This window comes from Verrucosispora sp. WMMD573 (genome assembly GCF_027497175.1).
Taxonomy (GTDB): Bacteria; Actinomycetota; Actinomycetes; order Mycobacteriales; family Micromonosporaceae; genus Micromonospora.
The window spans coordinates 5835681-5859038 of sequence record NZ_CP114901.1 but is presented as its reverse complement, the minus strand read 5'-3'; the positions used below and the strand labels follow the sequence as shown (position 1 = coordinate 5859038).

Genomic DNA, 23358 nt, shown 5'->3' with positions numbered 1-23358 from the left:
GATAATTGACCGAACACCACCAGCCGACCCGGGGGAAACCCCGGGTCGCTCTCGTTACCTGCGCGGACCTGGCCGACCTCCACGAGGACGATCGTCTCGTGGTGGCCCCGTTGGCCGTCCGGGGGATCGTCGCCGACCCCGTCGTCTGGGACGACCCGGCCGTCGACTGGGCCCGCTACGACCTGGCCGTGCTCCGCTCGCCCTGGGACTACCTGTTCCGCCGGGACGACTTCGTCGCCTGGGCGGCTCGCGTGCCGCGGCTGGTCAATCCGGCTGACGTGGTGCGCTGGAACACCGACAAGCGCTACCTCGACGAGTTGTCCGCGGCCGGCGTGCCCACCGTACCCACCGGCTGGGTGCTACCCGGCGAGCCGTGGCAGCCGCCCGCCACCAGTGGTGAGTACGTCATCAAGCCGACGGTGAGCGCGGGCAGTCGGGGCACCGGACGGTACGACCTGGCCGACCCGGAGCACCGGGATCTCGCGGTGGCCCACGTACGCCGGCTCGGCGCGACCGGTCGGGTGGCCATGGTCCAGCCGTACCTGACCGCGGTCGACACCGTCGGTGAGACCGCGCTGCTCTTCCTCGCCGGCCCGGCCGGGCTGACCTTCAGCCACGCCATCCGCAAGGGGCCGATACTGACCGGGCCGGAGCAGGGTGACGAGGTGCTGAACGGGGCCGAGGAGATCACCGCCCGCATTGCCCAGCCGGCGCAACTCGCCGTCGCGGCGCAGGCCCTCGCGGCGGTGCCGGGCGGATCCGAGCGCCTGCTCTACGCCCGGGTCGACCTGATCCCCGGCGCCGATGGCGCCCCGGTGCTCGTGGAACTCGAACTGACCGAGCCCTCACTCTTCCTCGCCCACGCCGACCACGCCCCCCGCCGCCTCGCCGACGCCATCGCCCTCCACCTGCCCCACCCCACCCCCTAACCCCGCCAGCCAGGTCCCACGGCCCGCCGCCCCGACGGGTTGATCATGAAGTTGTTGTCGCGCCACGCCGGAGAGGCCGACAACAAGTTCATGATCGGCGCGAGGTTAGGCGGGGGTGGGGGCGAGGGTCGGGTGGGAGGGGGTGGTGGGGGTGGTGGGTGGGGTGGGGTGGGTGGTGGGGTGGCGTTGGTGGGTTGACCAGAGCAGGGCGAGGGTGGCGAGCCAGACCAGGCAGGAGCCGAGCATGTGCAGGCCGACCAGCAGCGCCGGCAGGTTGGTGAAGTACTGCACGAAGCCGATCACCCCCTGCCCCAGCTCGACCAGGAGCAGGGTCAGCGCCGCCCGCACCGCCCGCGCCGGCGCGCCGACCGCGCGCAACGCCAGCCACAGACCCACGGTCAGGCCGACGAGCAGGAACACCAGGTCGGCGTGGATCTGGGAGATCGTCTGCGGGTCCAGGCCGTTGCGGACTGCGTCGGCGTCGCCCGCGTGCGGGCCGCTGCCGGTCACCGCCACCCCGACGACGATGACCGCCGCGCTGGCCACCAGGGTGATCCAGGTCAGAGACCGCAGCGCCGGCGGCACCACCGGAACCTTGCGGCCGTCCGGCTCGCTCACCCGACGCCACAGGGCGTACGCGAGGAGCAGCAGCAGCATCGACACCACGAAGTGAATGCCCACGATCGAGGGATGCAGCTGGGTGCGGACGGTGATCCCGCCGATCACCGCCTGGGCCACGATGCCGAGCACGACGGCCAGCGCCAGCGGCACCGCACCGCGCCGCCGGGGCCGGTACGCGAGCGCGGCCAGCAGGGTCGCCCCCGCGATCAGCACCAGCACGAAGGTGAGCAGGCGGTTGCCGAACTCGATCACCCCGTGCATGCCCATCTCCGCCGTGGTGGTGTACGACTCGTCGGTACACCGGGGCCAGGTGGGGCAGCCCAACCCGGACGCGGTCAACCGCACCGCCCCGCCGGTGACGACGATCGCGGCGTTGGCGACGATGTTGGCGAACGCCAGACGACGCAGCAGGGTGATGGAGACCAGGGGACGGTCGGGTCGCTTCACGAGGCGAATCCTACGCAACGTAGTTGTCGCCGATCGGGTGACTCCGCACCTGCGGTGGTTCGGATCACCGGGGTCACGTTTGCGGGCCCTGGTCGAATTACGTAACGTGGGCGTTGTGAAAAAGGCGGCGGCGCTCACCGAGCACCAGCCGACGACCGGTACGGTCGCCGGCCGGTCGCTGCCCGGTGTCGACGCCACGCCTGCGTCGCCGGCCCCGGTCGGCACGCTCGCCAGTGAGCCGTCGACCCGGGACCGGGTCACCCTGCTGCTCCTGGAACGCCGCGCCGCCACCGCCGCCCAGTTGGGCGACGCGCTCGGGCTCAGCCCGGCGGCGATACGCCGGCACCTGGACGCGATGCTCGCCGACGGCGATGTCGTGGCCCGCGAGCAGACCGTACGCGGTCACCGCGGGCGGGGCCGGCCGGCCAAGGTGTTCCTGCTCACTGACGCCGCCCGCAGCCGGTGTGGCACCCACCACTACGACAACATGGCCACCGCCGCGCTGCGCTGGATCGCTCGCACCGGCGGCACGCAGGCGGTGGAGCGATTCGCCGCCGAGCAGGTGGCAGCCCTGGAGGCGCGCTGTCAGGCCGCCCTGGCCGACGCCGGCGACGATCCGATGGCCCGTGCCGAGGCTCTCGCCGCGGCGCTGACCGCCGAGGGATACGCTGCCAGTGCCTCCACGATCGCCTCCGGCGGCCAGCTCTGCCAGCACCACTGTCCGGTGGCGCACGTGGCTGCCGAGTTTCCCCAACTGTGCGAGGCCGAGACCACGGTGATCTCCCGCCTGGTCGGTACCCACGTGCAGCGCCTGGCCACCATCGCGCACGGCGACGGGGTGTGCACCACGCACATCCCGGGTTCGCCGCACGCCCAGTCCGGTAAGACCGTCACCACTGTGAGGACAGATAGATGACCGAGCAGATCGTCCAGCCCCTGACCCAGGAGGAGCAGCTCGCCGCCCTGGGCAACTACGAGTACGGCTGGGCCGACCCGGACGTCGCCGGAGCCTCGGCTCAGCGCGGCCTCAACGAGGCGGTGGTGCGGGACATCTCGGCCAAGAAGAACGAGCCGGCCTGGATGCTCGACCTGCGCCTGAAGGGCCTTCGGCTGTTCGAGCGCAAGCCGATGCCGGCCTGGGGCGCCGACCTCACCGGGATCGACTTCGACAACATCAAGTACTTCGTGCGCTCCACCGAGAAGCAGGCCGCCAGCTGGGAGGACCTGCCCGAGGACATCAAGAACACCTACGACAAGCTGGGCATCCCGGAGGCGGAGAAGCAGCGCCTCGTCGCCGGTGTCGCCGCGCAGTACGAGTCCGAGGTGGTCTACCACAAGATCCGCGAGGACCTGGAGGAGCAGGGTGTCGTCTTCCTCGACACCGACACCGCCCTCAAGGAGCACGAGGACCTGTTCAAGGAGTACTTCGGCACGGTGATCCCGGTCGGCGACAACAAGTTCGCCGCGCTCAACACCTCCGTGTGGTCCGGCGGCTCGTTCATCTACGTGCCGAAGGGTGTGCACGTGGAGATCCCGCTGCAGGCGTACTTCCGGATCAACACCGAGAACATGGGCCAGTTCGAGCGGACGCTGATCATCGTCGACGAGGGTGCCTACGTGCACTACGTCGAGGGCTGCACCGCGCCCATCTACTCCTCGGACTCGCTGCACAGCGCCGTGGTGGAGATCGTCGTCAAGAAGAACGCCCGATGCCGTTACACCACCATCCAGAACTGGTCGAACAACGTCTACAACCTGGTCACCAAGCGCGCCGTGTGCCACGAGGGCGCGACCATGGAGTGGATCGACGGCAACATCGGCTCCAAGGTCACCATGAAGTACCCGGCGGTCTACATGACCGGCGAGCACGCCAAGGGCGAGGTGCTCTCAGTGGCCATGGCCGGCGAGGGGCAGCACCAGGACGCCGGCGCCAAGATGGTGCACGCGGCGCCGCACACCAGCAGCACCATCGTGTCGAAGTCGATCGCCCGGGGCGGCGGCCGGACCTCGTACCGGGGCCTGGTGCAGGTGCTGGAGGGCTCGCACAGCAGCGCCAGCACGGTCAAGTGCGACGCCCTGCTGGTCGACACCATCTCCCGCTCCGACACCTACCCGTACGTCGACATCCGCGAGGACGACGTGTCGATGGGGCACGAGGCGACCGTGTCCAAGGTCAGCGAGGACCAGCTCTTCTACCTGATGAGCCGGGGCCTGAGCGAGGACGAGGCGATGGCGATGATCGTGCGCGGCTTCATCGAGCCGATCGCCAAGGAACTGCCCATGGAGTACGCGCTGGAGCTCAACCGCCTGATCGAGCTGCAGATGGAGGGCGCGGTCGGCTGACCCTGGCCGCCACCAGAGCACCGGACACCGTCGTCGTATACCCAAGCAAGGACGAGATGACTACCCAGGCTTCCGCGCCGCCCAGCACCAAGTCGCAGGCGCTGCGTTCGTACGATGTCGCCGACTTCCCGGCCCTGACCGGCCTGGAGGAGGAGTGGCGTTTCACCCCGCTCAAGCGGCTGCGTGGGCTGGTCGGTGACGATCCGACCGCCACCGGCACGGTCCGGCACGAGTACGCCGACCTGCCCGAGGGCGTGTCCGTGGAGCGGGTCGGTCGCGACGATCCGCGGGTCGGCAGCGTGCTCACCCCGTTCGACCGGGTCAGCGCGCTGGCCTACGGCGGGGCCGGGCAGGCGCTGCTGGTGCGGGTGGCGCAGGACGCCGTGGTCAGTGGCCCGACCATCCTCCGGGCGGTCGGTGGCGGCGTCGAGGGCCTGGCCTTCGGGCACACGGTCGTCGAGGTGGGCCGGTTCGCCGAGGCGATCCTGGTGCTGGAGCACGTCGGCTCGGCCACCCTCGCGGACAATGTCGAGGTGTCGGTGGGCGACGGGGCGAAGCTCACGCTGGTCACCGTGGCCGACTGGGCCGACGACGCGGTGCAGGCGCAGCACCTGAAGGTGCGGCTGGGGCGCGACGCGCGGGTGCTGCACGTTCAGGTCACCCTCGGTGGCGACCTGGTCCGGCAGTACACCACCGTGGAGTACACCGACCGGGGCGGCGAGGCCGAGCTGTACGGCGTCTACTTCGCCGACTCCGGCCAGCACCAGGAGCACCGCCAACTGGTCGACCACACCGTGCCGGACTGCCGCAGCTATGTCGGCTACCGGGGGGCGTTGCAGGGGGAGAGCGCCCATACCGTCTGGGTCGGCGACGTGCTGATCCGGGCCGAGGCGACCGGCACCGACACGTACGAGATCAACCGGAACCTGCTGCTCAGCGATGGCGCCCGGGCCGACTCCGTGCCGAACCTGGAGATCGAGACCGGCGAGATCGCCGGCGCCGGCCACGCCAGTGCCACCGGCCGCTTCGACGACGAGCAGTTGTTCTACCTGATGGCCCGGGGCATCCCGGAGGCCGAGGCCCGCCGACTGGTGGTACGCGGCTTCTTCGCCGAGCTGCTGAACAAGATCCCGGTGGAGTCGCTGCGTGAGCGTCTGGGTGACGCCATCGAGGCGCGGCTGACGAAGGCGGGCGCTTGATGATCCGCATCTGCGCCGTCGAGGACGTGCCGAAGGGCACCGCGATCAGCGCGGACGTCGACGGCACCCAGATCGCGCTCGTGCATGGCGAGGACGACCAGTTCTACGCCGTGTTCGACGAGTGCTCGCACGCGGCCGTGGCGCTCTCCGAGGGCGAGGTCGAAGGCTGCACGTTGGAGTGCTGGCTGCACGGCTCCCGTTTCGATCTGCGTACCGGCGAGCCGACCGGGCTGCCCGCCACCGAACCCGTACCCGTCTACCCCGTCGAAGTCCGCGACGGTGACATCTACCTGCCCGTGGACGGCGAGGGCCGTCCGCTGCCGAGCAATGGAGTGACCCGATAATGAGCACCCTGGAGATCCGCGACCTACAGGTGTCGGTGAAGCTGCCCGAGGGTGAGCTCAAGCCGATCCTGCACGGTGTCGACCTGACCGTGAAGTCGGGGGAGACCCACGCGATCATGGGCCCGAACGGCTCCGGCAAGTCGACCCTGGCGTACTCGGTCGCCGGCCACCCGAAGTACGAGATCACCGGCGGCTCGGTGACGCTGGACGGCGAGGACGTCCTGGAGATGTCCGTCGACGAGCGGGCCCGCGCCGGCCTCTTCCTCGCCATGCAGTACCCGGTCGAGGTGCCCGGCGTTTCGGTGGCGAACTTCCTGCGTACCGCCAAGACCGCCATCGACGGCGAGGCGCCGAAGCTGCGCACCTGGGGCGGCGAGCTGCGCGGTGCCATGGAGCGGCTGCACATGGACCCGGCCTTCGCCCAGCGCAACGTCAACGAGGGCTTCTCCGGCGGTGAGAAGAAGCGCCACGAGATCGTGCAGCTGGAGCTGCTCAAGCCGAAGATGGCCATCCTCGACGAGACCGACTCGGGTCTCGACGTGGACGCGCTGCGGGTGGTGAGCGAGGGCGTGAACCGGGTGCGCGACACCGGCGACACCGGCCTGCTGCTGATCACGCACTACACCCGGATCCTGCGCTACATCAAGCCCGACTTCGTGCACGTCTTCGTCGCCGGTCGGATCGTCGAGCAGGGTGGCCCGGAGCTGGCCGACAAGCTTGAGGAGTCCGGCTACGAGCGGTACGCGGCCGGGGCCGGTCCGGCGCGGGTCTGACCCCCGAAGGAAGGGCCGGTCACGACGATGACCACCATCGCGATCCCGCCGGGGATGCCGCAGTACGACGACGTGCCGCGCTACGACGTGGCGGCGGTACGCGCCGACTTCCCGATCCTCGACCGGGAGGTCAACGGGCATCCGCTGGTCTACCTGGACAGCGCCAACACCTCACACAAGCCGCGTCAGGTGCTCGACGTGCTGGCCGCGCACTACGCCCGGCACAACGCCAACGTGTCCCGCTCGGTGCACACGCTGGGCACCGAGGCGACCGAGGCGTACGAGGGGGCCCGGGCGAAGGTCGCCGCGTTCGTCAACGCGCCCAGCGTGGACGAGGTGGTCTTCACCAAGAACTCCACCGAGGCGATCAACATCGTGGCGTACGCGTTCTCCAACGCCTCGCTGCGGCTCGACGCCGATCCTCGGCTGCGGCTCGGACCGGGTGACGAGATCGTCATCTCCGAGATGGAGCACCACTCGAACATCGTTCCGTGGCAGTTGCTGGCCGAGCGCACCGGTGCGACGCTGCGCTGGTTCCCGGTCACCGACAACGGTCGGCTGGACGAGTCGGGCCTGACCGACCTGGTCAACGAGCGGACGAAGATCGTCTCGCTGGTGCACATGTCGAACATCCTCGGCACCGTCAACGCCACCTCGCGGATCACCGCCCGGGTCCGCGAGGTGGGGGCGCTGCTGTTGCTGGACTGCTCGCAGTCGGTGCCGCACATGCCGATCGACGTGGTCGACCTGGACGCCGACTTCATCGTCTTCACCGGGCACAAGATGTGCGGCCCGACCGGCATCGGCGTGCTCTGGGGCCGCACCGAGCTGCTCGCGGCGATGCCGCCGGTGTTCGGCGGTGGCTCGATGATCGAGACGGTGACGATGGGCGGCTCGACGTACGCCGCGCCGCCGGCCCGATTCGAGGCCGGTACCCCGCCGATCGCCGAGGCGGTCGCGCTCGGCGCGGCGGTGGACTATCTCTCCGGCATCGGCATGCGGGCGATCCAGTGGCACGAGAAGCAGCTGACCGCGTACGCGCTGGACGCCCTGGGCACCGTGCCCGGCCTGCGGATCTTCGGCCCGGAGGTGCCGGTGGGCCGGGGCGGCACCATCTCGTTCGCGCTCGGCGACGTGCACCCGCACGACGTGGGCCAGGTGCTCGACTCCCTCGGTGTGCAGGTGCGGGTCGGGCATCACTGCGCCCGTCCGGTCTGCACCCGGTTCGGGGTGCCGGCCACCACTCGGGCCTCGTTCTACCTCTACACCACGACCGAGGAGATCGACGCGTTGGTGGCGGGCCTGGAGCGGGTGCGGAAGGTGTTCGCCTGATGCAGCTTGAGTCGCTCTACCAGGAGATCATCCTGGATCACTACAAGCACCCGCACGGTCGCGGGCTGCGCGACGCCGCGGACCCGGCCGACCGGGTCGGCGAGGCGCACCACGTCAACCCGACCTGCGGGGACGAGATCACCGTCCGGGTGGCCACCGACGGCACGACGTTGCACGACGTGTCGTACGACGGGATGGGTTGTTCGATCAGCCAGGCGTCCGCCAGCGTGCTGCACGAGCTGTTGACCGGCCGGGGCGCGACGGAGTCCTTCGCGGTACACGAGGCGTTTCTGGCGCTGATGTCCGGTCGTGGTCAGGTCACGCCGGACGAGGACGTGCTCGGGGACGGGGTGGCGTTCGAGGGAGTCGCCCGCTACCCCGCCCGGGTCAAGTGCGCGCTGTTGCCGTGGATGGCGTTCAAGGACGCCGCGGCACGCGCCGGTGTGGGCGCGAGCCCGACGGAGGTGAAGGCATGAGCGAGAACACTGCGACCGAGGCGACCTCGGCGGCCGGAGAAGGCACGACGACCGGCCCGGCGGCTGACGGCAGCGTCGCGCCGAACGGCAGCAAGGCCGCCGTCGCCGACATCGAGGAGGCGATGAAGGACGTCGTCGACCCGGAGCTGGGCATCAACGTGGTCGACCTCGGCCTGGTATACGGCGTCCACGTCGACGACCAGAACGTCGCCACCCTGGACATGACGTTGACCTCGGCGGCCTGCCCGCTCACCGACGTGATCGAGGACCAGGCCCGCCAGGCGCTGACCACCGGGCCCGGCGGCGGCCTGGTCGACGACATCCGGATCAACTGGGTCTGGCTTCCCCCGTGGGGTCCGGACAAGATCACCGACGAGGGCCGCGACCAGCTCCGTTCCCTCGGCTTCAACGTCTGACAGCTCCTCCTGACAGGCCCATCAGTTCCGCCTCGGGCGCGGCATCCACCGGGTGCCGCGCCCGACGTCGTCTCGTTCTCGGCCGGGCGTACTCGCGACTGCGGGGATGCCGCAAGGCGCGACGTCAGGCTGCCGTCGACCGACCGGCATACCGCAACTCGGGCCGGTCCGATAATCCGTGGCGGGCATGGGCGTCGCCGTCGCAGGATGGCGCGGTGAATTACGCGTACCCGATGAAGCCGAGTTTTGTCGCCGTGGCCACCGCCGCCCGTCGACAGTGGCTCGCGCCGGGCCGCGTCTCGCCCCGACCTCCGTCGTGACCGGCGCGTTCCTCGCCGGTCTCGTCGCGGGCTACGGCGTGGCCGTGCCGGTCGGCGCGATCGCCGTGCTCATCCTCGGGCTCACCGCGCGGACCTCGTTCCGGGTGGGTGCGGGCGCCGCGCTCGGGGTGGCCACCGCCGACGGGCTGTACGCCGGTGTCGCGGCGCTCGGTGGGGCGGTGGTCGCGGGCTGGCTCGCGCCGCTCGCCGGGCCGCTGCGGCTGGTGGGCGCGGCGGTGCTGCTCATCCTCGCCGCCCACGGCGCGTGGCGCGCACTGCGGATACGTGGTCCACGCCGTTGCCCGAGCCGCCCGCCGACGCCCGCCCCGGCCGTCTCGGCGGTGGGCAGCCCGGACCGGTCGGCGGTCGTCGAGGCCGCGCCGGGATCCGGTCCGTCAGCGGTGCGGCGTGGGTTGGACACGCCGTCGCGGGCGTTCGTCGGGATCCTCGCGCTGACCCTGCTCAACCCGGCCACGATCGTCTATTTCACGGCCCTGGTGCTCGGCCGGGCCGACCTGGGCAGCTCCGGCACCGATGTGGCGGTGGTCTTCACCCTGGGGGTGTTCCTCGCCTCGGCCAGCTGGCAGCTGCTGGTCGCCGGGGGCGGGTCAATGATCGGGCAGGTGCTCGCCAACGACCGCGGTCGCCTGGTCACCGCCCTGCTGTCCAGCGCCATCATCACCGTGCTCGCCGTCGGCATGCTCCTCGGTGGCTGATCCCAGCCGACCGTGCCGTACGGTCGGGTGATGAGCAGCCGACCCGCCGCCGGGGGCGGCCGGTGGGTGGAGGTCGATCCGGGCCGAGCCGCCCGCTGGGTCGCCGGCTTCGCCGACCGGCACGGCCCGCCTACCGCCCGCGCACAGGCGTACGGCCTGCTGTTGTCCGCCCCGGACGGTGCGACCGCCGAACTGCACACCCCTCCAGGTGCGCCCGCCGTGCCGGATCTGGATGCCTTCGTCCGGGCGGTCGTCGCGCCGCGCCGGATCGGACTGTTGCTGGCCCGCAAAGGTGCGGTGGCGATGGGGGTAGCCGAGGGTACGCAGCTGAGCGTGCACAAGGTGGACACCCGCTACGTGCAGGGACGTACCGCCGCCGGTGGTTGGTCGCAGCAGCGTTTCGCCCGCCGCCGGGACAACCAGACGAAGGCGGCGCTGGCCGATGCGGCGGATCTCGCCGTACGCCTGCTGTTGCCGGAGGCCGACCGGCTTGACGCGCTGGTTGCCGGCGGCGACCGTCGGGCGGTGGACACCGTGCTGGCCGATCGCCGGCTCGCCCCGCTCGCCGCGCGGCGCGCCGACCGGCTGCTCGACGTTCCGGAACCCCGGTACGCGGTGCTTGTCGCCGCGCTCGCGACCGCCCGGTCGGTTCGGATTCTGGTCCGCGAGCCGCAGGCGGAGGCCGGCAGCTAGGTGGCAAGCTGGTTCGTCGCGCGGACGCGGGCCCGGTCACCGGTGACCGGGCCCGCTGACCGTCGACCGGTCAGACCGCGCCGCTGAACGTGTCGCAGGAGGCCGGGTCGCCGCTCTCGTAGCCCCGGTTGAACCACTGCTTACGCTGCTCCGACGAGCCGTGGGTGAACTCCTCCGGGTTCACCGGCCGGTCGGCGCGCTTGGAGATGGCATCGTCGCCGATGGCCTCTGCGGTGTCGATCGCCTCGGCGATGTCCCGCTCGGTGATACTGGTGAAGATCTTCTGGCCGCTGTCGTCGGCCGTGCCGGTGGCGTTCTTCGCCCAGGCCCCCGCGTAGCAGTCGGCCTGCAACTCCAGGCGTACCGACAGGTCGTTGGCGTTGCCCGGGTCGCGCTGCTGCTGGCGGCGGACCTGCTCGTTGGTGCCGAGCAGGTTCTGCACGTGGTGGCCGTACTCGTGGGCCAGCACGTACGGCTGGGCGAACTCGCCCTCGGCGCCCAACTGTGTGGCGAGCACCTCGTAGAAGGACAGGTCGATGTAGACCAACGAGTCGGCCGGGCAGTAGAACGGGCCGACGCCGGAGTCGGCCTGGCCGCAGGCGGTGTTGACGGCCTGGCTGAAGAAGACGGTGCGGGTGGGGCGGTACTGCTCGCCGAGAGCCTGCGGCAGAGCGGTGCGCCAGTACGCCTGGATCGAGTTGACGTAGAGGGTGTTGCGGCAGTCGAGTTGTTCCAGGGCGTTCTCGGCGGCGCAGCGCTGCTCCAGCGCGGCGTTGTCGCCCTGCTGGTCTCCACCGGTCATGGCGTTCAGGCCGAAGCCGCCACCGACCAGGGCCACCAGCACGGCGATGACGATGCCGACGATGCCGCCGCGCCCGCCGCCGATCGGGATGGGGATGCCCATCCCACCGCCTCCGCCGCTGCCTCGCCGATCCTCCACCTGACTGGTGTCGATCCGTGCGTTCTCGTTCAGCTCCATGGTGACCCCGATCAGTCAGTGGCTCGTGGGCCGGAACCGGGTCCGGTCGGCGATCCGGTACCCGACGATCTTGCTCGGTAATCCGCGAGGGGTGCCGGCCGAGGCCCGGTACACTTGACGCCGTGCTGCGCTGCGAAGGCTGAACGCCCCGCGCCGACGGGTCACCCGGATCCGCCGGCGCTTTCGTGTGCCCTGAGTCAGCCCTTCGGATCCCGAGAGCGAGTACCTGGAAATGATCACTGCCACCGGCCTGGAACTGCGCGCCGGAGCCCGGATCCTGCTGTCCGACACCACGCTGCGGGTGCAGCCCGGTGACCGGATCGGCCTGGTCGGGCGCAACGGCGCCGGCAAGACCACCACGCTGAAGGTGCTCGCCGGGGAGGGCCAGCCCTACGCCGGGCAGGTCGACCGGCGCAGCGCCGTCGGCTACCTCCCGCAGGACCCGCGTACCGGCGATCTGGACGTCACCGGCCGGGACCGGGTGCTCTCGGCTCGCGGCCTGGACGCGCTGATGGCCGGGATGAAAGAACTGGAGGCGCGGCTCGCCGAGGACGCCGACGAGCGCCTGGTGCGCCGCTACGGTGCGCTGGAGGACCAGTTCGCCGCGCTCGGCGGGTACGCGGCGGAGGCCGAGGCGGCCCGCATCTGTGCCAACCTGGGGCTGCCTGACCGAGCCCTGGCGCAGACCATCGGCACCCTCTCCGGTGGTCAGCGTCGCCGCATCGAGCTGGCCCGGATCCTGTTCCGGGACGCGGGCGAGAACGGTGGCGGGATCCTGCTGCTCGACGAGCCGACGAACCACCTGGACGCCGACTCGATCACCTGGTTGCGGGGTTTTCTCGCCAACCACAAGGGTGGCCTGATCGTGATCTCCCACGACGGCGACCTGCTGGAGTCGGTGGTCAACAAGGTGTGGTTCCTGGACGCCACCCGCAGCGTGGTCGACGTCTACAACCTGGGTTGGCAGGCGTACCTGGAGGCGCGGGAGACCGACGAGCGTCGTCGCCGCCGGGAGCGGGCCAACGCCGAGAAGAAGGCCGGCGCGCTGATGGCCCAGGCCGACAAGATGCGGGCCAAGGCCACCAAGACCGTCGCCGCGCAGAACATGGCCCGCCGAGCCGAACGGCTGATGTCCGGCCTGGAGGAGGTACGCGTCGCCGACAAGGTGGCAAAGGTGCGGTTCCCCGCGCCGGCGCCGTGCGGCAAGACCCCGCTGACCGCGACCGGCCTGTCCAAGTCGTACGGCTCGTTGGAGATCTTCACAGACGTCAACGTGGCGGTGGACCGGGGTTCCCGGGTGGCGATCCTCGGGCTCAACGGCGCCGGCAAGACCACCCTGTTGCGGATGCTCGGCGGCCTGCTGGAGCCGGACACCGGCGAGGTGCGTCCTGGTCACGGGCTGCGACTGGGTTACTACGCCCAGGAGCACGAGACGCTGGACGTGGAACGCACCGTGCTGGAGAACATGCGGGCGGCGGCGGTCGAGCAGACCGACACCGAGCTGCGCAAGATCCTGGGCGCCTTCCTCTTCTCCGGCGAGGACGTCGACAAGCCCGCCGGGGTGCTCTCCGGCGGTGAGAAGACCCGGCTGGCGCTGTCGACCCTGGTCTGCTCCGGTGCCAACGTGCTGCTGCTCGACGAGCCGACAAACAACCTGGACCCGGTCAGCCGGGAGCAGGTGCTCGACGCGATCGCCCGCTACCCAGGCGCGATCGTGCTGGTCACGCACGACCCGGGGGCGGTCCTCGCGCTCAAGCCGGACCGGGCGATCCTGCTGCCGGACGGTGACGAGGACGCCTGGAGCGACGACCTGCTGGAACTGGTCGAGCTGGCCTGAGCCCGTGCGGCATCACCTATCGGGAAGCTGACATTGCATAGCGTGTCGGTTGGCGAATAGTTGATATCTGGCGCATGATCGTTCGAGACGGTCTAATAGGTGGGACCGTATCCGAACCGCACAGTCTGGGACGTGAGGACACAGCATGGCAGCCACTGGCACAGCCACCAGCACTGAGAAGGGTCGCCGGATCGTCGGAGCCGAGCGTCAGACGCTCGCGAAGGACCTCGTCAAGCGGTACACCGGGGGCGAGAGCATCCGGGCGCTCGCGGCCTCGACCGGGCGATCGTACGGGTTCATCCACCGCGTACTCACCGAGTCCGGGGTGCAGCTGCGGCAGCGCGGCGGCGCCCGACGCCGCAAGAAGGCGTGACCCGCCCGTCAGCGTCGTCCAGCAGCACCGCCACCACCACCGTGACCTTGGCCGCCCGGTGACCGCCGAGGCGACCGGGGTCCGGCTGGAATGCGACGGGCCGGTCGCCACGGTCACCCTGTGCCGGCCCGACGTGCTCAACGCGCAGACTCCGGCGATGTGGCGCGCGATGAGCGACTTCTCCCGGGCGCTTCCCGGTGACGTGCGGGTGGTCGTGCTGCGCGGCGAGGGGCGGGCGTTCTCCGCCGGTCTCGACCTGGCCGTCGCCGGTGCCTCCGGGCCCGGTTCCTTCGCCGAGCTGACCACCCTGTCGGAGCAGGAGTGCGCCGACAGGATCGCGGAATACCAGGGCGGTTTCACCTGGCTGCACCGCCCGGACGTGATCTCGATCGCCGCCGTCCAGGGGCACGCCATCGGCGCCGGTTTCCAACTCGCCCTCGCCTGCGACCTGCGGGTGCTGGCCGAGGACGCGACGTTCTCCATGGCCGAGGTGACCTTGGGCCTGGTCCCAGACCTGGCCGGCACCAAGCGTCTGGTCGAGCTGGTCGGCTACGCCCGTGCGCTGGAGATCTGCACCACCGGCCGGCGGATGAACGCCGCCGAGGCCGACCGGATCGGGCTGGCCACCCTGGTGGTGCCGACCACCGAGTTGGACGACGCGGTGCGGGACCTGGCCGCTGGGCTGCTCGCCCACGACCGGGACGCCGTTGTCGAGATCAAGGCGCTGCTCGCTGGCGCCGCTGGGCGTACCCACGCCGAGCAGCAGCGCGCCGAGCGGGAGGCGCAGACGCGACGGCTGCGGGATCTCGCCGGACGGGGAGAATAGTAAGGACCGTTCGGGAAGATCCGGGTTACTCGCGTGGTTGTCGTAGGCATCGGGAGAATTGACCCGACGACGTACGACGTCCTGACCCGGAGGTGAGCGTGTCCAACCCGATGGCCGCTGGCGGCATGGGCGGTTGGAGCATGCTCCGTTCGATGCGCAGCCAGGACGACATCTCCGCGCACCGGCTCAAGCGCGGTGTCGCCCGCCGGATCGTCGCCTTCGCCCACCCCTACCGGCGCGACATCATCGTCTTCCTGCTCACCGTGATCGTCGCCGCGGTGATCGGGGTGGCGACGCCGCTGCTGGCCGGTGACGTGATCGACGCGATCACCCGGGGCGGCGCCGAGGCCGGGGCGTTGGTGATCCGGCTGGCCCTGTTCATCGCCGCGCTCGCGGTCGCCGACGCTCTCCTGTCGCTGGCCCAACGGTGGTATTCGGCCCGCATCGGCGAGGGAATCATCCTCGACCTGCGTACCCGCGTCTACGACCACGTGCAGCGGATGCCGTTGCAGTTCTTCACCCGGACCCAGACCGGGGCACTGGTCAGCCGGCTCAACAACGACGTGATGGGTGCTCAGCGGGCCTTCACCTCGACGCTGTCGGGCGTGGTCAGCAACGTGATTCAGTTGGTCCTCACCGCCGTGGTGATGCTCACCCTCTCCTGGCAGATCACGGCGCTGTCGCTGGTGCTGCTGCCGGTGTTCATCATCCCGGCGCGTCGGGTGGGCCGGCGGCTGGCCGAGATCACCCGCGAGTCCTACAACCTCGACGCCAAGATGAACGCGACGATGACGGAGCGGTTCGGGGTCGCCGGGGCGTTGCTGGTGAAGCTCTTCGGCCGACCCGACGCCGAGGCGGCCCGCTTCGCCGCCCGCGCCGAACGGGTCCGCGACATCGGCATCACCTCCGCGATGTACTCACGGACCTTCTTCGTGGCCATGCTGCTGGTGGCCTCGCTGGCCCAGGCCCTGACCTACGGCCTCGGCGGCTGGCTCGCGGTGAGCGGCCAGGTCAGCGCCGGCACCGTGGTTACCCTCGCGCTGCTGCTCACCCGGCTCTACGGTCCGCTCACCGCGCTGAGCAACGTCCGGGTGGACGTGATGAGCGCGTTGGTCTCCTTCGACCGGGTCTTCGAGGTGCTCGATCTGCAACCGGGCATCAAGGAACGGCCCGACGCGGTGCGGGTGCCCGAGGGGGCGGGGACCGTCGAGTTCCGCGACGTCCGGTTCCGCTACCCGAGCGCCGCCGAGATCTCTCTCGCCTCGCTGGAGGAGGTCGCCGCGCTGGACCGTACGGTCAACGAACCGGTGCTCAAGGGCGTCTCGTTCAGCGTCGAGCCGGGGCAGATGGTGGCGCTGGTCGGGCCCTCCGGCGCCGGCAAGTCCACGCTGTCCATGCTGATCTCCCGCATCTATGACGTGACCGACGGGCAGGTGCTGGTCGGCGGAGTCGACGTCCGGGACGCCCGGCTCGACTCGCTACGCGACGAGATCGGCGTGGTCACCCAGGATTCGCACCTGTTCCACGAGACCATCGCGGAGAACCTGCGCTACGCAAAGCCGGATGCCACCGACGACGAGCTGTGGGCGGCGCTGGCCGGGGCGCAGGTCGCCGACCTGGTCAGGTCGCTGCCGGACGGGCTGGAGACCACAGTCGGCGAGCGTGGTTACCGCTTCTCCGGTGGCGAGAAGCAGCGCATCGCCATCGCCCGGCTGCTGCTCAAGGCACCGTCGATCGTGATCCTCGACGAGGCGACCGCCCACCTGGATTCGGAGAGCGAGGCGGCGGTGCAGCGGGCGCTCTCGGTGGCGCTGACCGGGCGTACCGCCCTGGTGATCGCCCACCGGCTCTCCACAGTCCGGGACGCCGACCAGATCCTGGTCCTCGACGACGGCCGCATCGTGGAGCGGGGCCGCCACGAGGAACTGGTCGCGGTCGGCGGTCTCTACGCCGAGCTGTACCGCACCCAGTTCGCGGTGGCCGACTCGCCCCGTCCGTACGCCGACGCCACCGGCCCGGAGCCGGTGGTCATCCCCAGCCGGGAGTACATCGCCGACGAGGCCATGCCGCCCGCCGCCGCCAACTGAGGCTGCTGGTCCATTCGCCGCTCAGCCGAGGGTGGCCGAGTGGAGTTCGGCGAAGGTGGCACCGAGGGTCTGCGGGGTGTAGTGGGCGTTCAGGCCGCTGGGGTTGGGCAGCACCCACAGCCGGGCATCGGCCAACTGCTCGGGTTGCGGGCCGAATCCCGCCTTCGGTCGGGCAAAGCCGATCCGGTACGCCGTCACCCCGACCACCGCGACCCAGCGCGGCCGGTACCGGGCGACCTTGTCGGTGAGCTGTCGTGCGCCGTCGACCAGTTCGGCGGCGGTCAGCTCGTCGGCGCGGGCGCTGGCCCGGGCCACCATATTGGTGATCCCGAGCCCGAGGGCCGGCAGTTCGTCCTGCTCGCTGGGGTGCAGCAGTCGGGGAGTGAATTCACCCCGGTGCAGCGCCGGCCAGAACCGATTTCCGGGGCGGGCGAAGTGCCACCCGGTGGCGGCCGACCAGAGCCCCGGGTTGATCCCGACAAAGAGCACGTCCAGCCCGATGTCGATGATGTCCGGGATGGTCTTGTCGGCCGCCGCGGCCAGCTCCTCCCGGGTCGGGCGTGGGTACGGGCGTGGCTGGGGCTCGTTCCGCCCCGGCCGGCCGTGGGCGGCCCGCCGGTCGCGGCGGGGTGGCTGTCCGGCGGTCACAGGCCGCGCAGCGCGCCGCCGTCGACCGGAACGGTGACGCCGGTGAGGTAGCTGGCCGCAGGGGAGAGCACGAAGGCGGCGACCCGGCCGAATTCTGCGGGGTCACCGATGCGGCGCAGCGGGATGGCGGCCTCCACCTCGGTCCGGGCCCGGTCCGGGTCGTCGGAGGCGGCGAAGAGTTCCCGGTTGCGGTCGGTCAGGATGCGCCCCGGCAGCAGCCCGACCACCCGTACGCCCCGGGGGCCGTACTCGTCGGCGACATCCTTGGCAACGCCGGCCAAGCCCGGCCGCAGGCCGTTGGAGATGCCCAGCCCGGGCACCGGGCCGCGGGCCGAGGTGGAGAGCACCAGCGCGATGGCGCCGCCGTCGGGCAGGGCGGCGGCGACCGTTCGCACCGTGCGGACGCTACCGAGGAAGACGGTCTCGAAGGACTGCCGCCACTGCTCGTCGTCGACGGACGCGGCGCTGCCGGTGGGCGGTCCGCCGACGGAGACCAGGGCACCGTCGACGCGGCCGAAGTGGTGCTGTGCGGTGGTCAGCAGCCGTTCGGGTGTCGCCGGATCCGCCAGGTCGGCGGTGACGCCGACGGCCCGGTCGGACCCGCCGAGCTCGGCCACGGCGGCCTCCACCGCGTCGGCGCGCCGGGCGGAGAGCACCACCCGGGCGCCATCGGCCACCAGGCACTGTGCGGTGGCGAAACCAAGCCCACGGGAGGCACCGGTGAGCACGTACACCCGATCGGTCAGTCCGAGATCCATGCCGACGATCCTGCCCCAGCCCGCCCCGCGGGAAACAGGGGCGGTCCCCGGGTCGTGAGTCGGGTTCAGGAGCGGGCCGGGCGCAGCAGGCGTACCCGCCCGGCGACCTGCAGGGCGATCGCGTCGCCGACCCGGCCGAGGGCGGGTGACCGACGGCGGCGCGGGGCCCGGTGCCCGTCGTAACGGAACTCCGCCTCCCGGACGGCCAACTCCTCGGCGCCGAGTGCCGGCAGAGCGGTACGGGCGTGCAGTGTCCGAGCCAGGTCCCAGCCGTCGCGCAGCCCGCCGCCGGTGGGTCGGTCGGCCGCCCATTCGACGAACACCGTCGGCCAGGTGGGGCCGAGCCCGGCGGCGAGCAGTGGCCAGTGCCGGGCGACCTCGCCGGCCCGCTTGCGCAGCAGCGCGGCGCGGGTGGCGGCCAACGGGCCGGGCGCGAAGCCGGGCGGCGGCGTACCGCCGGTCACCAGGGCCGCGACCAGTTCCGCCTGCCGCGAGGCGAGCGATCCGACCGGCCGCCCGGCCGGACCGGCGGGCGCCGCCTCGGCCGGTGTCACGTCACCACCGGGAAACCGCAGGCGTCGGCGATGGCGTCAAGTTCGGTGCGCAGTTCGGTTGCTGGCGGGTAATGCCCGTCGCGTTCCAGCAGAGCCGCCGGTGGGCGGTGCCGGGCGCACAGCTCGGCGAGCAGCTCCAGCACCTCCCGCCCGATCGGATCGGTGTGCGTGTCGTGGTAGAAGCCGCCACCTTCGGCGCCGCCCGCGACGTGCAGGTAGGCCACCCGTTCCAGCGGCAGTCGGTCGAGCAGCGCGGTCGGGTCGGTGCCGCGGTTGCGGGCGTTGGCGTAGACGTTGGCGACGTCGAGCAGCAGCAGCGCTCCGGTGCGGTCCAGGATCTCGTTGAGAAACGCCGCCTCGTCGAGCTCGTCGTCCGGCCAGTCGAACAGGGCGGCGATCGGTTCGAGCGCGATCGGCACCGGCAGGTCCGCCTGGGCGCGGGTGATGTTGGCGCAGATCGCGTCGACCGCTTCGTGGGTGCGGGGCAGTGGCAGCAGGTGACCCGCCTCCAGGCCACCGGCCCGGACGAAGGCGATGTGTTCGCTGACCAGGGGAGCCGCCAGCAACTCCGCGACGGCCGCCAGGTGGGCGACCCGGGCCGGGTCGACCGGTTCCGCGCCGCCGAGCGAGAGCCGCACGCCGTGCGGTACCACTGTGACGCCACGGTCCCGCAGCGCGACCAGATCGTCCGGGGGTGGTCCGGCGGCCGGAACCGACTCGGCGATCACCTCGACGAAGCGCAGACCGGGCAGCTCGGCGACGAACCCGCAGATCTCCGGCCGCCAGCCGATGCCGACGCCGTGCGGAAGGTTCATCCGCCGCACCCGCCGCCACCGCAGCCCCCACCGCCGCCACCGCAGCTGCTGCCGCCGCACCCGGAGCCTGCGGTGCTGCCGCCTCCGCACCCGCCGGTGGACGTCGCGCCGCCGGCCACGGCCTGGCGTTGGATCTCGGCCTGCTGGGCGAAGGTCGGATCGAGTGCCCAGAGCGACGCGGTGCCGTACAGGGCCACCGCCATGGCGGCTCCCGCCGCTCCGTAGGTGGCGTACGCCGGGTTCGCGGTGGGTGCGAGGTGCCGGTTGCGCTGGCGCAGGGTCCGCAGTGCGGCCTCGGCTGCCCGGGTACGGCGGGGCACCCGGACGAGCAGGACGGTGGTCAGGATGCCGAGCGCGAGGACGGTGAGCACCAGGTACCAGACCGGGCGGTCGTTGGCGAGCCCGGCGACGATCCGGGCGACACCGAGCGCCAGCAGTGCGACCAGCAGCAGCGGAGCGTGGCGTAGGGCCGCCCGTCGGTCCGGGCCGATCGCGAGACCGCGCTTGTCGAGCCCGTCGCGCAGTTCGGTGAGGGCGCGTTCGACCCACTCGGTGCGCCGCAACTCCCGGGCCAGGGTGCGCTGTGTCGCGGCGTAGTGGATGGCCCGGTCGAGTGGGGTGGCTGCGGGCGGCAGCGGACCGTCGGCGGTCAGCCGGCGGTCCGGGTGGACGCCGATCACGCCCTGGCTGCGCAGCGCGCCGAGGGAGGTCCAGACGGCGAAATCATCGCCGCCGTTGAGGTAGGCGACCTGCTGCGGGTTCAGCTGGTCGGCGGGGGGAGCGACCCGTCCGCCCAGCAGCGCCCGACGGCGGATCAGCACGACGGCGACGGCGATCACCGTAGCCACCAGATAGAGCGTGATGAAGGTGGGACCGGGAACTCCCCAGGTGTCGTAATCGACCGCAAAACCCGTCATGGCCTGCTCCTGTCACGCGAGGGAACGCGGCTTCATTGTGGAGCGGCGATGCCAGCATCCGGCTGCCCGTACGGTCGAGTTATCTTCTCGTTACCTGACGGGTTCAGCGTCGCCGCACCGCCTCCTCGACCAGGTCGAGCACCGCGCCCAGGTCGCCGGCGGGTCGGCCCATGGCCAGGTGTAGCACCAGCCCGTCGTAGGCGAGTTCGAGGAAACGGGCCAGCACGTCGATGGGGATGTCCTCGCGGAGCACGCCGGCCTCCCGTTGCCGGGCCAGCCGGTCCCGGGTCGCCTCGGCGATGGCAGCCGACCGCTGTGCCCAGCGGGTGGCGAAGGCCGGGTCGGTACGCAGCCGCCGGGACACCTCCAGTTGGCTGCCCAGCCAGCCGGTGGTGTCCGGGGATACCGCCCGGGCGAGCAGGTCACGCATCACCTGGACCAGGCCGTTGCGGGCGACCGTCTCGACCATTGTGGCCGCGTCGTCCTCGGCGACGGCGAGGAAGAGGGAGTCCTTGTCCCGGAAGTGGTGGAAGATGGCTCCCCTTGACAGGCCGGTGGCTTCCTCCAGACGTCGGACGGTCGCGCCCTCGTAGCCGTGCCGGGCGAAGCAGGCTCGCGCGGCGGCGAGAATCTCCTGGCGGCGGGCGTCGAGCTGATCCTGACTTACTCTGGGCACGTGTCGATCGTGTCAGCTCTCTCCAGCTGGCGCAAACCGTACGTACGGCTTGGTTCCTGATGGCCGGCCGCACGCGACTGCTGTTCCGGACCGACACCACCGCGTAACCTTCCGCCCTGTCGGCGAGGTACCCGATTACCGTAAGGTGCCCGAGTGCCGCTGCTCCTGCTGGACCTGGACAACACCCTGCTCGATCGGGCCGGGCCGTTCCGCACCTGGGCAGGGCGCTTCCTCGACGGCATCGGAGCGCCACCGCACGACATCGAGTGGTTGCTGTCCATCGACGCCGACGGATTGACGGATCGCTGGGACGTGGCGGACGCGATCCGCGACCGCTACCGGTTGCGGATCCCCTCCATCGACCTGGTGGAGGAACTGCACGATGGGGTGGTCGAGTTCACCCGGCTGGACCCGCTGGTGGCGTGCGCCCTGCGGATCGCCGACGACGCCGGCTGGATGCCGGTCGTGGTGAGCAACGGCGCGGTCCGGCAACAGGACGCCAAGATCCGACGTACCGGGCTGGACCGGTACATCGCCGATTGGGTGATCTCCGAAGAGGCCGGGGTCAGCAAGCCCAACCCGCGCATCTTCGCGCTCGCCGCGCAGCGGGCCAGGATGCCGCTGCGCGGCGCCTGGGTGGTCGGCGACGGCCCGGAGGCGGACATCGGCGGAGCCACCGCCGTCGGCCTGCCCAGCATCTGGCTGCACCGGGGGCGTCCCTGGACCGACGCCCGGTTCGCGCCCACGGCGACGGTGGACACCGTGATCGCCGCCATCGCCGAGATCATGGGCGCCTGAGTCGCTCTAATTCGGTTGACCCGGCCGGACGCGCCGACGAGCATGGTCCGCGCATCGTGCGATCCGGGCGTGCGCCCGGTCGAGGAGAGGGGGTCGGTCATGGCCGTCTTCGCAGGTCACTTCCTGCCTCCCCATACCTCGATCAAGGGATTACCAGCGCCATGCGCGATCACGACTTCCCGGCGCCCGAGCGCCGTACCCGCGGCCGACGCCGCTTCGACGACGACGAACCGCACTTCCTGAAGCGCGGCCGGCCGACCGGCCCCGTACCCACCGACCCCGACGAATCAGACCCGGAGACCGACGACACGTGGTCCTCCTGGGACGACGCGCTGCACGGCCCGCAGCCCCACCCGCACTGGCTGGTCACCGAGCTGGCGGCGAAGGACACCGAGCTCGGTGTGCTCAAGACCGGCAAGGAGGCCGACGTTCACCTGGTGCGCCGGGGTCTTCCCGGCACCGACCGGTCCTGCCTGCTGGCGGCGAAACGCTACCGGGATCCCCAACACCGGCTGTTCCACCGCGACGCGGGCTATCTCGAAGGGCGCCGGGTCCGCCGGTCACGTGAGATGCGGGCGATGACCGGTCGGACCGCGTTCGGCCGGCAGATGATCGCCGGCCAGTGGGCGGCGGCGGAGTTCGCCGCCCTGAGCCGGCTCTGGGAGGTAGGCCAGCGCTACGGCACCATCACCGTGCCGTACCCGGTGCAGTTGCGGGGCACCGAGCTGATGCTGGAGTTCCTCGGCGACGCCGACGAGGGCCGCGCCGCACCCCGGCTGGCCGAGCTGCGCCCATCACCGGCCGAACTACGTGAGCTGTGGGGGCAACTGGTCGACGCACTTGTCGTGCTGGCCCGGGCCGGGTACGCGCACGGCGACCTGTCGCCGTACAACCTGCTGGTGCACGCCGGGCGGCTGGCGCTGATCGACCTGCCACAGGTGGTCGACGTGGTGGTCAACCCGCAGGGGCGGGAGTTTCTGGCCCGCGATGTTCGGATCGTCGCCACCTGGTTCGCCGCCCGGGGACTGCCGGCGGGCCTCGTGGACCCGACGGCGCTTACCGAACTGCTGTGCCGCGAGGCCGGTCTGGCCTGAGCGACAGGCTCCGGGGGGTGGCCACCACCCCTCGGAGCCCGTCGGCGGCGACCGGGGCCTGCGCAACCGGGACCGCGGGGCGCGAGCGAGCGGAATTCACTGCAGATACCGTTCGACCTCGGACACCGGGCGGGCGCCCTGGGCCTCGGGATCACCATGGGCCTGCCGAGCGGCGCGGCGGCGGCGCAGCAGATCCCAGCACTGGTCGAGGGACTCCTCCAGCTCGCTGAGGCGGCTGCGGGCCTCGTCGTCGGTGCCCGACTCGTGGGCCTGCGCCTGGGCGCGCAGCCGGTGCTCCTCGTCAACCAGATCCGAGATCCGGCTCAGGATGGTCTTGTCGTCCATGTCCCTGAGCCTGACACAGCGGGACCGACCACGGCTCGCATT

At 71.3% G+C, this 23358-nt stretch carries 26 protein-coding genes; 17 read left to right on the top strand and 9 right to left on the bottom strand.

Annotated features, from left to right (window positions below; all coding sequences use genetic code 11):
• Positions 1 to 5 precede the first annotated feature (5 nt).
• Complete coding sequence (locus O7601_RS26530; protein WP_281563795.1) at positions 6 to 929, top strand: hypothetical protein; 924 nt, start codon at positions 6 to 8, stop codon at positions 927 to 929.
• 105 nt (positions 930 to 1034) lie between these two features.
• Here O7601_RS26530 and O7601_RS26525 read toward each other — a convergent pair whose 3' ends face one another.
• Positions 1035 to 1997 (bottom strand): COX15/CtaA family protein, encoded by a 963-nt coding sequence (locus O7601_RS26525; protein WP_281563794.1) that lies wholly within the window; start codon positions 1995 to 1997, stop codon positions 1035 to 1037.
• A gap of 178 nt (positions 1998 to 2175) precedes the next feature.
• Here O7601_RS26525 and O7601_RS26520 point away from each other — a divergent pair, with 178 nt between their 5' ends.
• The 10 genes from O7601_RS26520 (at position 2176) to O7601_RS26475 (ending at position 10609) form a co-directional block, all read left to right on the top strand.
• On the top strand, positions 2176 to 2913 hold the full coding sequence (locus O7601_RS26520; protein ID WP_281567047.1) for an HTH domain-containing protein: 738 nt from the start codon (positions 2176 to 2178) through the stop codon (positions 2911 to 2913).
• Positions 2910 to 4340, top strand: a complete 1431-nt coding sequence (sufB, locus tag O7601_RS26515; protein WP_281563793.1) for a Fe-S cluster assembly protein SufB — start codon at positions 2910 to 2912, stop codon at positions 4338 to 4340. The genes O7601_RS26520 and sufB overlap by 4 nt, the downstream gene beginning before the upstream one ends.
• 56 nt (positions 4341 to 4396) lie before the next feature.
• Positions 4397 to 5539, top strand: a complete 1143-nt coding sequence (gene sufD, locus O7601_RS26510; protein ID WP_281563792.1) for a Fe-S cluster assembly protein SufD — start codon at positions 4397 to 4399, stop codon at positions 5537 to 5539.
• Positions 5539 to 5883 (top strand): non-heme iron oxygenase ferredoxin subunit, encoded by a 345-nt coding sequence (locus O7601_RS26505; protein WP_281563791.1) that lies wholly within the window; start codon positions 5539 to 5541, stop codon positions 5881 to 5883. Before sufD ends, O7601_RS26505 begins: the two co-directional genes overlap by 1 nt.
• Positions 5883 to 6656, top strand: coding sequence for a Fe-S cluster assembly ATPase SufC (gene sufC, locus O7601_RS26500; protein WP_093401436.1), 774 nt, complete (start codon positions 5883 to 5885; stop codon positions 6654 to 6656). Before O7601_RS26505 ends, sufC begins: the two co-directional genes overlap by 1 nt.
• A 27-nt stretch (positions 6657 to 6683) precedes the next feature.
• Positions 6684 to 7988, top strand: a complete 1305-nt coding sequence (locus tag O7601_RS26495) for a cysteine desulfurase (RefSeq protein WP_281563790.1) — start codon at positions 6684 to 6686, stop codon at positions 7986 to 7988.
• Positions 7988 to 8464: a Fe-S cluster assembly sulfur transfer protein SufU gene (sufU, locus tag O7601_RS26490; protein WP_281563789.1), complete on the top strand. Its 477-nt coding sequence runs from the start codon at positions 7988 to 7990 to the stop codon at positions 8462 to 8464. The genes O7601_RS26495 and sufU overlap by 1 nt, the downstream gene beginning before the upstream one ends.
• Entirely contained in the window at positions 8461 to 8880 is a 420-nt protein-coding gene (locus O7601_RS26485; RefSeq protein ID WP_281563788.1) for a metal-sulfur cluster assembly factor, read from the top strand. The genes sufU and O7601_RS26485 overlap by 4 nt, the downstream gene beginning before the upstream one ends.
• A gap of 316 nt (positions 8881 to 9196) precedes the next feature.
• Positions 9197 to 9916, top strand: a complete 720-nt coding sequence (locus O7601_RS26480) for a LysE family transporter (RefSeq protein ID WP_281563787.1) — start codon at positions 9197 to 9199, stop codon at positions 9914 to 9916.
• Positions 9917 to 9946: 30 nt separating this feature from the next.
• The gene (locus O7601_RS26475) at positions 9947 to 10609 is read left to right on the top strand and encodes an acVLRF1 family peptidyl-tRNA hydrolase (RefSeq protein WP_281563786.1); all 663 of its coding nucleotides are present in this window, start codon (positions 9947 to 9949) and stop codon (positions 10607 to 10609) included.
• Positions 10610 to 10679: 70 nt separating this feature from the next.
• Here O7601_RS26475 and O7601_RS26470 read toward each other — a convergent pair whose 3' ends face one another.
• Positions 10680 to 11588: a neutral zinc metallopeptidase gene (locus tag O7601_RS26470; RefSeq protein ID WP_281563785.1), complete on the bottom strand. Its 909-nt coding sequence runs from the start codon at positions 11586 to 11588 to the stop codon at positions 10680 to 10682.
• Between the two features lie 232 nt (positions 11589 to 11820).
• On the opposite strand from O7601_RS26470, the gene O7601_RS26465 reads away from it, so the two are divergent.
• The 4 genes from O7601_RS26465 to O7601_RS26450 all read left to right on the top strand — a co-directional run bounded on the left by O7601_RS26465 (position 11821) and on the right by O7601_RS26450 (position 16711).
• Entirely contained in the window at positions 11821 to 13425 is a 1605-nt protein-coding gene (locus tag O7601_RS26465) for an ABC-F family ATP-binding cassette domain-containing protein (protein WP_281563784.1), read from the top strand.
• Between the two features lie 145 nt (positions 13426 to 13570).
• On the top strand, positions 13571 to 13798 hold the full coding sequence (locus tag O7601_RS26460) for a helix-turn-helix domain-containing protein (RefSeq protein WP_007072022.1): 228 nt from the start codon (positions 13571 to 13573) through the stop codon (positions 13796 to 13798).
• A 58-nt stretch (positions 13799 to 13856) separates the two neighbouring features.
• A complete protein-coding gene (locus tag O7601_RS26455) occupies positions 13857 to 14624 on the top strand; it encodes an enoyl-CoA hydratase/isomerase family protein (protein ID WP_281563783.1) in 768 nt (255 codons plus the stop codon).
• A 110-nt stretch (positions 14625 to 14734) separates the two neighbouring features.
• Complete coding sequence (locus O7601_RS26450) at positions 14735 to 16711, top strand: ABC transporter ATP-binding protein (RefSeq protein WP_281567046.1); 1977 nt, start codon at positions 14735 to 14737, stop codon at positions 16709 to 16711.
• A 21-nt stretch (positions 16712 to 16732) separates the two neighbouring features.
• On the opposite strand, the gene mug is transcribed toward O7601_RS26450, so the two are convergent.
• The 6 genes from mug to O7601_RS26420 all read right to left on the bottom strand — a co-directional run bounded on the left by mug (position 16733) and on the right by O7601_RS26420 (position 21079).
• Positions 16733 to 17254 (bottom strand): G/U mismatch-specific DNA glycosylase, encoded by a 522-nt coding sequence (gene mug / locus O7601_RS26445; protein WP_281567045.1) that lies wholly within the window; start codon positions 17252 to 17254, stop codon positions 16733 to 16735.
• Positions 17255 to 17355: 101 nt separating this feature from the next.
• Complete coding sequence (locus tag O7601_RS26440; protein ID WP_281563782.1) at positions 17356 to 18117, bottom strand: SDR family oxidoreductase; 762 nt, start codon at positions 18115 to 18117, stop codon at positions 17356 to 17358.
• 65 nt (positions 18118 to 18182) lie between these two features.
• Positions 18183 to 18671, bottom strand: coding sequence for a hypothetical protein (locus tag O7601_RS26435; protein WP_281563781.1), 489 nt, complete (start codon positions 18669 to 18671; stop codon positions 18183 to 18185).
• Entirely contained in the window at positions 18668 to 19486 is an 819-nt protein-coding gene (locus tag O7601_RS26430; RefSeq protein WP_281563780.1) for a DUF692 domain-containing protein, read from the bottom strand. The genes O7601_RS26435 and O7601_RS26430 overlap by 4 nt, the downstream gene beginning before the upstream one ends.
• Positions 19483 to 20403 carry a TIGR04222 domain-containing membrane protein gene (locus O7601_RS26425; protein ID WP_281563779.1) on the bottom strand — a complete coding sequence of 307 codons (921 nt, stop codon included), beginning with the start codon at positions 20401 to 20403 and terminating at the stop codon, positions 19483 to 19485. Before O7601_RS26425 ends, O7601_RS26430 begins: the two co-directional genes overlap by 4 nt.
• A 103-nt stretch (positions 20404 to 20506) precedes the next feature.
• Positions 20507 to 21079: a TetR/AcrR family transcriptional regulator gene (locus O7601_RS26420; RefSeq protein WP_281563778.1), complete on the bottom strand. Its 573-nt coding sequence runs from the start codon at positions 21077 to 21079 to the stop codon at positions 20507 to 20509.
• Positions 21080 to 21232: 153 nt separating this feature from the next.
• Here O7601_RS26420 and O7601_RS26415 point away from each other — a divergent pair, with 153 nt between their 5' ends.
• Positions 21233 to 21877 carry an HAD family hydrolase gene (locus O7601_RS26415; RefSeq protein WP_281563777.1) on the top strand — a complete coding sequence of 215 codons (645 nt, stop codon included), beginning with the start codon at positions 21233 to 21235 and terminating at the stop codon, positions 21875 to 21877.
• 161 nt (positions 21878 to 22038) lie between these two features.
• Complete coding sequence (locus O7601_RS26410) at positions 22039 to 22971, top strand: RIO1 family regulatory kinase/ATPase (protein ID WP_281563776.1); 933 nt, start codon at positions 22039 to 22041, stop codon at positions 22969 to 22971.
• A 96-nt stretch (positions 22972 to 23067) separates the two neighbouring features.
• Here O7601_RS26410 and O7601_RS26405 read toward each other — a convergent pair whose 3' ends face one another.
• Entirely contained in the window at positions 23068 to 23316 is a 249-nt protein-coding gene (locus O7601_RS26405; RefSeq protein ID WP_281563775.1) for a DUF2630 family protein, read from the bottom strand.
• Positions 23317 to 23358: the final 42 nt, after the last annotated feature.

Coding starts and splice junctions, on each gene's coding strand:
- sufB (WP_281563793.1), top strand. CDS start 2,910: ATGACCGAGCAGATCGTCCAGCCCCTGACCCAGGAGGAGCAGCTCGCC.
- sufD (WP_281563792.1), top strand. CDS start 4,397: ATGACTACCCAGGCTTCCGCGCCGCCCAGCACCAAGTCGCAGGCGCTG.
- O7601_RS26505 (WP_281563791.1), top strand. CDS start 5,539: ATGATCCGCATCTGCGCCGTCGAGGACGTGCCGAAGGGCACCGCGATC.
- sufC (WP_093401436.1), top strand. CDS start 5,883: ATGAGCACCCTGGAGATCCGCGACCTACAGGTGTCGGTGAAGCTGCCC.
- O7601_RS26495 (WP_281563790.1), top strand. CDS start 6,684: ATGACCACCATCGCGATCCCGCCGGGGATGCCGCAGTACGACGACGTG.
- sufU (WP_281563789.1), top strand. CDS start 7,988: ATGCAGCTTGAGTCGCTCTACCAGGAGATCATCCTGGATCACTACAAG.
- O7601_RS26485 (WP_281563788.1), top strand. CDS start 8,461: ATGAGCGAGAACACTGCGACCGAGGCGACCTCGGCGGCCGGAGAAGGC.
- O7601_RS26475 (WP_281563786.1), top strand. CDS start 9,947: ATGAGCAGCCGACCCGCCGCCGGGGGCGGCCGGTGGGTGGAGGTCGAT.
- O7601_RS26470 (WP_281563785.1), bottom strand. CDS start 11,588: ATGGAGCTGAACGAGAACGCACGGATCGACACCAGTCAGGTGGAGGAT.
- O7601_RS26465 (WP_281563784.1), top strand. CDS start 11,821: ATGATCACTGCCACCGGCCTGGAACTGCGCGCCGGAGCCCGGATCCTG.
- O7601_RS26460 (WP_007072022.1), top strand. CDS start 13,571: ATGGCAGCCACTGGCACAGCCACCAGCACTGAGAAGGGTCGCCGGATC.
- O7601_RS26450 (WP_281567046.1), top strand. CDS start 14,735: ATGGCCGCTGGCGGCATGGGCGGTTGGAGCATGCTCCGTTCGATGCGC.
- O7601_RS26440 (WP_281563782.1), bottom strand. CDS start 18,117: ATGGATCTCGGACTGACCGATCGGGTGTACGTGCTCACCGGTGCCTCC.
- O7601_RS26430 (WP_281563780.1), bottom strand. CDS start 19,486: ATGAACCTTCCGCACGGCGTCGGCATCGGCTGGCGGCCGGAGATCTGC.
- O7601_RS26425 (WP_281563779.1), bottom strand. CDS start 20,403: ATGACGGGTTTTGCGGTCGATTACGACACCTGGGGAGTTCCCGGTCCC.
- O7601_RS26410 (WP_281563776.1), top strand. CDS start 22,039: ATGCGCGATCACGACTTCCCGGCGCCCGAGCGCCGTACCCGCGGCCGA.
- O7601_RS26405 (WP_281563775.1), bottom strand. CDS start 23,316: ATGGACGACAAGACCATCCTGAGCCGGATCTCGGATCTGGTTGACGAG.